Raw genomic sequence first — 7,096 nt, 5'->3', positions numbered from 1 at the left:
GTGTCTTCTTGGGCGGCGTCCCCCGCGGCGCGGCGCCGGCCCCGCCGGGTGTTTTGGGGGGCGGGGTCTGCCTCCCCCCCCCCGGGGGGGGGCGCCCCCGGGGCGGGCCCCCCCCGGCCCCCCCACGACCTTTGCGATGTGGCCCTGGAGCGCTCACATGCTTTTGATCATCAGTAGTCCCGACGACGCCGGCACCATCGACTTCGTGCGCCCCAAGGTGGAGGCGCGCGGAATCCCGGTGCTCTGGTGGGACGAGGACCAGTACCCGGCGCACAGCCGGCTGACCGTCGAGATCGACGGCAGTGGCTGCCGGCAGATCCTGAAACACCGCGGCCGGACGTACGACCTGGCGGAGGTCACCGCCGTCTGGGATCGTCGCCCCAGCCCGATCCAGGTCGGCGACCTGGTGACCGACGAGGACTACCGGGCGCATGCCGAGCTGGTCGCCGGCCGCTTCCGCGACGGATTCTGGGAGCTGCTGCCGGCGCGCTGGATGCCGGCCAAGCCCACTCAGTCGCTGCGGTCCGACAACAAGCTGGTCCACCTCGCCAAGGCCGCCGAACTCGGCTTCACCGTGCCGCAGACCCTCTTCACCAACGATCCGGACGAGCTGATCCCCGCCTGGAACCGCGCCGGCGGGCAGCTCATCAGCAAGTCGCTGACGTACAAGAACTTCTGGGTGTACGGCGAGCAGCACCTCATCTACACCACCCAGGTGCAGCGGCGCCACCTGGCCGGCCGGCACCGGATCCAGCACGCGCCGGTGATCCTCCAACCCAACATCGCCAAGGCCGCCGAGCTGCGGGTGACGGTGGTGGGCGACCAGGTCTTCGCCGCCGAGATCGATTCGCAGTCCTCCCGGCTGACCGCGCAGGACTGGCGGCGCTACGACGACAACACGGTCGCCTACCGCGCCGTCGAGCTTCCCGGCGAGGTGGCCCGGCGCTGCCTGGACTTCATCTCCGCGCTCGGGCTGAACTTCGGGGCCATCGACCTCATCCGCCGCGAGGACGGGGAGTACGTCTTCCTCGAAGTGAACGTGAACGGGCAGTGGGGCTGGATCGAAACGCTCACCGGACTGCCGATCAGCGACGCGATCACCGATTGGCTGACCGCCGACGAACCCGTGACCCGGGACACGACCAAGGAGACAGTGCCGTGAGCACCCCATCGGTAACGACAGCAGTCGCCGAAGCCGCCGAAGCCGCCGGTGAGTTCGGCGCGGACGCCGAGTTCGGCGCCGATCTGGTCAGCGCGGTGGCGTTGCTGCGCCGGCTGCCCCGGCACCGGGACCGGGTCGGGGAGGCCCGGCGGATGGTCGCCGACTGGTCCGCCGCCCACCCGCGGCGCCGGCCCGAACTCGTCGTCGACGCCCCGCCGGGAGACCTGCGGACCGGCTACGACCTCGTGCTCGCCCACCCGGAGGGCGGGAACGTCGCCCTCACCGGGCAGACCGAGGACGGGGTCCCGTGGTCGATCGAGTACTCCACCCACTTCGCGGCCAACCGGCTGCTCAGCGTGAACGAGCGATCCCTTTCGGTACCGTCCGCGCTGTTCACGATCCGCGCCCTCAACCGGCGGGATCCCACCCTGCACCGGCAGCTCGTCGACTACTGCCTCCTGTGGGACCAGGTGTTCGACGAGGACGTGGCCGCGACCGCCGAAGAGCTGGCGGCGGCCGCCGAGGCGTTCCGCCGCGGCCGCGGCCTGCACAGCCGGGCGGCCACCCTCGCATGGCTGGCCGACGTCGGTCTCTCCGAGCAGGCGTTCACCGCCCACATCGAACTCGTCGCCCGCATCGAGCGGTTCCGGCGGGAGTTCAAGGACGCGCACGCGGCCGACCACCTGCGCGCCCACCCGACCGACTTCGACCGGGTCGACGCGGTCTGGGTGCGGGCGGCGGACTCGAAGGCGCTGGACGACTTCGCGGCGGCGCGTACCCCGACCGACCTTCTCATCTCCCTCGGCCGGCGGACCGGGGACACCCGGCAGGCCGGGGAGGTCCAGCTCACCCTGGACCGGCGCTGGGCGCTGGACCTGCCCGCACCGCTGCGCTCCCTCGCGGCGGGAGAGTTCGCCGGGCCGGTGCCGGAGGCGGGGCAGGCCGTTCTCGGCGGCGTGCTGGGACGGGAGGCCGCCACCGAGGCGGATCCGGCGGCGCTCGCCCGCGCCGGCGACGCCGCGCTGACCGAGTGGCTCGCCGAGCAGCGGGCGAAGGCGGCGATCCGGTGGCACTGGCTGTGATCCGCCGGCTGCGGCCCCGCCGCCGGGTACCGTTGCGGACGCAACTGTCCGCGGGGGACTGCGCCGCCGCCTGCCTGGCCATGGTGCTGAGCGCCCACGGCCGGCGGACGTCCGTCATCGAGGCGCGGCGGCATCTCCCGTCGGACCGGGACGGCGCGTCCGCCCGCGAGCTGATCGGCGCCGGGCGGCACTTCGGGCTGGAGCTGCGCGCGTTCGCCGCGCCGGCGTCCGGCCTGACCCGGCTGCCGGGCCCGCTCATCGCCCACTGGGGGCAGAACCATTTCGTCGTCGTCGAGGACATCCGCGGCACGAAGGTGAGCATCGCCGACCCGGCCCTGGGCCGGCGCCGGCTGAGCCGCGACGAGTTCACGGCCGGCTACAGCGGCGTCGTGCTCTCCGGGAAACCCGCCGGGAAGATGCCCCGCGGCTCCGACTCGACCTGGCGGACCGCCGCCCGGCTGCTCACCGGCGTGCTCGGCAACTGGCCGCTGATCGCCGCCCTGGTCGCCGCGTCCCTCGTGGTGCAGCTGTTCCCGCTGCTGGTGGCGGGCGTCACCCGGGTGGTGGTCGACGGGACGACCGGCGGGAGCCTCCAGGAGATGCTCCTCCCGCTCACCGCGGCGGCGGCCGTCGGCTGGCTGGTCTTCACGGTCGTGAGCTGGCTGCGGTCGGTGCTGCTGATCCAGCTGCAGACCGGCGTGGCGGCCCGCCTGATGCGCCGCCTCGTCGGGCACACCTTCACCCTGCCCTTCCGCTTCTTCGACCAGCGCGGCTCCGGCGACCTGCTCACCCGGCTGTCCACCGCCTCGACGCTGCGCGACCTGGTGACCGAGCGGTCCCTCGCGTTCGGCATCGACTGCCTCACCGGCCTCGGATACCTGGCGCTGCTGGCGTTCGCGTCCCCGCCGATCGCGCTCGCCGCCGCCGCCGTCGCGGCCCTGCAGGCGCTCATCGCGCTGCTGGCCGGGCGGGCGAGCATCCAGCGCGTGCGCGACTCGCTGAACGCCCAGGCGCTGACGCAGAACACCCTGGTGGAGAGCCTCGGCGGGGTGGAAACGGTGATCGCCTGCGGGGCGGAGGAGGCCACCGTCACCCGCTGGCGGGCCCGCCACGACCGCGAGCTCGCGGCCGCTCGGCGCCGCGACCTGTTCCTCGCCGGAGTCCAGGCGCTCACCACCGCCGCGCAGACCGGCCTGGCCGTCGGGCTGCTGCTCGTCGTCGCCTACCAGCTGCCGACCTCGGCGCAGCTCGGCGAGCTGCTCGCCCTCGCCGCGCTGGCCGGTGCCGCGCTGGCCCCGCTGGGATCGCTGCTCACCACCGTCCAGCAGCTCCACGCCGCGATCGCCCACCTGGAGCGCCTGGGCGACATCATGGACACACCGCCGGCGCCGACCGGGCGGGTGCGGCTGCCCGGCGGCCTGCGCGGCCGCATCGAGGTGCGCGGCGCGAACTTCGGCTACCACCCCTCCCGCCCGGTCCTGCACGACATCACCCTGCGGATCGAACCGGGGCAGCGCGTCGCGATCGTCGGGCCGTCCGGCTCCGGCAAGACCACCCTCGGCCGGCTCCTGCTCGGCCTGCTCGAACCCACCGGTGGGCAGATCAGCTACGACGGGGTGCCGCTGGAGCAGCTCGACCGCCGGCGGCTGCGCCGGCAGATGGGGATCGTCACCCAGCAGCCGTTCCTCTTCGACGGCACGATCGCCGACAACATCACCGCCGGGAAGGACCACTGCACCACCGAGCAGATCCATGCGGCGGTACGGGTCGCCGCGCTCACCGAGGACGTCATGGCCATGCCGATGGGGCTGCACACCACCGTCGGCGAGGCCGGCTCACAGGTCTCCGGTGGCCAGCGGCAGCGGATCGCGCTGGCCCGCGCCGTCGTCCACCAGCCCAGCGTTCTGCTGCTCGACGAGCCGACGTCGAGCCTGGACGCCCGTACCGAGGCGTTGATCCAGGCGGGACTCACGGCGCTCGGCTGCACGCAGGTGGTGATCGCGCATCGGCTCTCCACGATCCGGGACGCCGACCTCATCGTCGTCATCGACCGGGGGACGATCGTGGAACGCGGCACCCACGACGCCCTCGTCTCCCAGGGCGGCCGCTACGCCCGGCTCGTCCGCGAACAGCGGGAAGAGCGGGAAGAGCGAGGCCAGCGGGACGCGGTGATCAGCGGACCATGAGGCCGTCCTCGGCGAGTGCCGCCGCCAGTTCCGTGCGGCGGCGGATACCGAGCTTGTCGTACGCCCGCTGGAGATGGTTCTCGACCGTACGGGGGGACACCGACAACGTCCGCGCGATCGTCGCGTTGTCCATCCCGCCCGCCGCCAGCTCGCTGACCTGCTGTTCCCGGCGGGTCAGCAGCGGCGCGGACTTCGGCGCGGGCAGCCACTCCGGCCACGTGCCCCGATGCTCGCCGAGCAGCCGCTGGGTGCGGCGGACCAGCGCGTTCACCTCCCGGCCGCCGTTGAACGTCGCGCCGGTGGCGGCGGCCTCCAGCGCGAAGCCGCGATATCCGCGCTGCTCGAAGGCGGCGCTGACGCGGTTCATCTCGTGAAGATCCCGGTGAGCCAGCGCGGTGGCGTGGTCGGCGAGGAGGGTGAACATGTCCCCGTCGGTGCTCTCCGCGATCCGCCGGAGCAGGGCGGCCGTCGCCGGGGAGGGGTTGAGCCGCATGTCGACATGGAGGAACTCGGTGGCCATCAACACGTTGCCGACGGCCAGGGCCTCCGCCCCCCGGCGACGCAGGACCGCGCCGGCGCCGCTGCGGTCCCCGGCTATCACCAGCGCCCACACCTCGCCGAAGGCGCCGTAGTCGGCCACCGACGGGGCGGCGCCGGCCGCACCGAGCCGGTCCAGGAACTCGCGGGCCTCGTCGACGAGGCCGAGCTCCGCGGCGATTCCGGCACTGAGCGCCAGGACGGTCTCCCGGAACCGGAACCGCGGATGGCCGTCGGTCAGCGCCCGTGCCTCCCGCAACCACGTCGCGGCCCGCTCGGGCAGCCCCTGGTAGTAGGCGCAGATCCCACCGGCCAGTGCGACCAGGCCCACCCCGGCGGGCGAACCTTGCTCGACCGCGTCGTGGTAGTAGCGCTGCACCGTCTCGGCCGCCTGTGCCACCGCACCGGTCATGACCAGCGCGTGGACGTGGCAGGCCTGGGTCATCGCCCGCATCAGCGGCCACGCGCCGGGGAATTCGGTCGGGGCCGCGGCCAGTTCCGCGATCGCCAGCGCCGGCCGGCCGGTGAAGAGCAGCAGCTGAGGCCGCAAGGGCGCGATCGCGCCGGCCAGGACCGGATCGTCCGGGAGACGGCCCGGCAGGAGGGCGACCATCTCGTTCGCCGCGTCGGCCCGGCCGTCGAAGACCGCGACGAGCGCTTCGGCGGCCAGCAGGTCACCGGAGCCGTCCGCCGACGGCGCGGCCTTGGCTTCGGTGATCACCTCGAAGGCCCGGCGCGGCTCACGGAAACCCCAGAAGAAATTGACCGCCCGGAGGGCCGCCACGTTCGCCAGCGAAGCCGGATCGGTCAGCTCCCGGGCCGCCTCGGCCAGCCACCGCTCCGCCTCGACGTGCTCGCCGCGGGCCACCAGCACCCGGCCGAGCCGCCAGGCCCCGGCCGGTGTGGGGACCTGGCGGGACAGCTGTTCCGCCACGGCCACATCCCGGTCGCGCAGGGCCTCGTCGGCCGCCGCCAGCACCTCGTCGCCGGGGACGTCCAACCGGGCGGCCAGCCGCCACTGCACCGCGCGGATCCGGTCGTCCGGCCCGCATGCCGTCATCGCGGTGGCGAGGTCGGTGCGGATCCGCCGGATCCGCAACGCTCCGGTGCGGGCGAGGACCGTGTGGGCGTGCAGCGGGTGGGCCACCCGGAGCAGCGGGACGCGAGCGGACTGGTCGAGCCGGACGAGCCGCCGATCCTCCAGCCGTTCGAGCACCGGCACCGCGACGAGCCGCTCGATCACGTCCAGCGGGGCCGAGCCGGCGACGGCCACGTAGCGCAGCGCGTCCAGCTCCTCGGGCGAGAGCGCTTCGAGCACCGCCGCCGCGGTGTCGCTGAGATGGGCGCCGCCGATCGCGCCGCCGCGCCAGGCCACGACGCCCTCCCGCGTCACCAGGGCGTCGCTGTCCACGGCACCGCAGAGCACCTCGCGCAGGAAGAGCGGGTTACCGCCGGTGATCCGCCACAGCCCGTCCAGGGTGAGCCCGTCCGCCGGAGCCCCGAGGACCGCCTCGACCAGGTCCTTCGTCCGCGGCCGGTCGAGCGGGGCGAGGTCGATCCGGGACCAGCGGCCCCAGCGCCGCAGCGCCTCGACCGGTGGCGCCGCGGCCGCATCCGTGCGGGTGGCCATCAGCACCCGCGCGCCGGTGTGGACGACCAGCTTCTGGACGACCCCCGCCGACCCCTCGTCCAGCCAGCTCGCGTCATCGATGGCGATGACGATCGCGCGTCCCGCCGCGGCCTTGAGCAGCGCGGCGGAGACGGCACCGAAAAGCTCTGCCGAGTCGTCCGGCGAGCCGTCCGCCTCCGGAAGGAGCTGGCGGACCGCTTCGAAGGGGAGGTCGCGGTCCGCCGGTGTGCAGGTGATCCGCGCGGTGTGGCACGAGCTGACGGCGCAACGGTGCAGAACGGCCTCGACGAGGCGGCTCTTGCCCACCCCGGTGTCGCCGGCGAGCAGCACCCCGTGCTGGCCGTCGGTGAGGAGCGGCCGGAGGATCGCCTCGACGTCCGGGCCCCGCCCGGTCAACGGCCACCGGCGCCGGACGTGGTGGGTGCGGATCGTCGTTGTCAGGTCGGGCATCAGGGCATCGGCCGTCCGTCGTGTCGGCGAAGCCCCCCAAGGCTCGCCG

The 7,096-nt window shown here is 74.0% G+C and carries 4 protein-coding genes; 3 read left to right on the top strand and 1 reads right to left on the bottom strand.

Going from position 1 to position 7,096, the window contains the following annotated elements; translation table 11 throughout:
- The first annotated feature begins 157 nt into the window (after positions 1–157).
- From ABZ806_RS15820 to ABZ806_RS15810, 3 genes are read left to right on the top strand one after another with little or no spacing between them, the layout of a single operon-like run.
- Positions 158–1,162 carry an MvdC/MvdD family ATP grasp protein gene (locus ABZ806_RS15820; protein ID WP_500218000.1) on the top strand — a complete coding sequence of 335 codons (1,005 nt, stop codon included), beginning with the start codon at positions 158–160 and terminating at the stop codon, positions 1,160–1,162.
- Positions 1,159–2,244: a TIGR04500 family putative peptide maturation system protein gene (locus tag ABZ806_RS15815; RefSeq protein ID WP_500217999.1), complete on the top strand. Its 1,086-nt coding sequence runs from the start codon at positions 1,159–1,161 to the stop codon at positions 2,242–2,244. Before ABZ806_RS15820 ends, ABZ806_RS15815 begins: the two co-directional genes overlap by 4 nt.
- Positions 2,229–4,430 carry a peptidase domain-containing ABC transporter gene (locus ABZ806_RS15810; protein WP_500217998.1) on the top strand — a complete coding sequence of 734 codons (2,202 nt, stop codon included), beginning with the start codon at positions 2,229–2,231 and terminating at the stop codon, positions 4,428–4,430. The genes ABZ806_RS15815 and ABZ806_RS15810 overlap by 16 nt, the downstream gene beginning before the upstream one ends.
- Here the strand turns inward: ABZ806_RS15810 and ABZ806_RS15805 are convergent.
- Positions 4,417–7,047: a helix-turn-helix transcriptional regulator gene (locus ABZ806_RS15805; protein ID WP_500217997.1), complete on the bottom strand. Its 2,631-nt coding sequence runs from the start codon at positions 7,045–7,047 to the stop codon at positions 4,417–4,419. The two genes, ABZ806_RS15810 and ABZ806_RS15805, sit on opposite strands and share 14 nt — an antisense overlap.
- Positions 7,048–7,096 lie beyond the last annotated feature (49 nt).

The organism is Spirillospora sp. NPDC047418 (assembly GCF_040643275.1).
Classification (GTDB): domain Bacteria; phylum Actinomycetota; class Actinomycetes; order Streptosporangiales; family Streptosporangiaceae; genus Spirillospora.
Note: the sequence above shows the minus strand (reverse complement) of the source record. Positions and strands in the feature narration are given on the sequence as shown.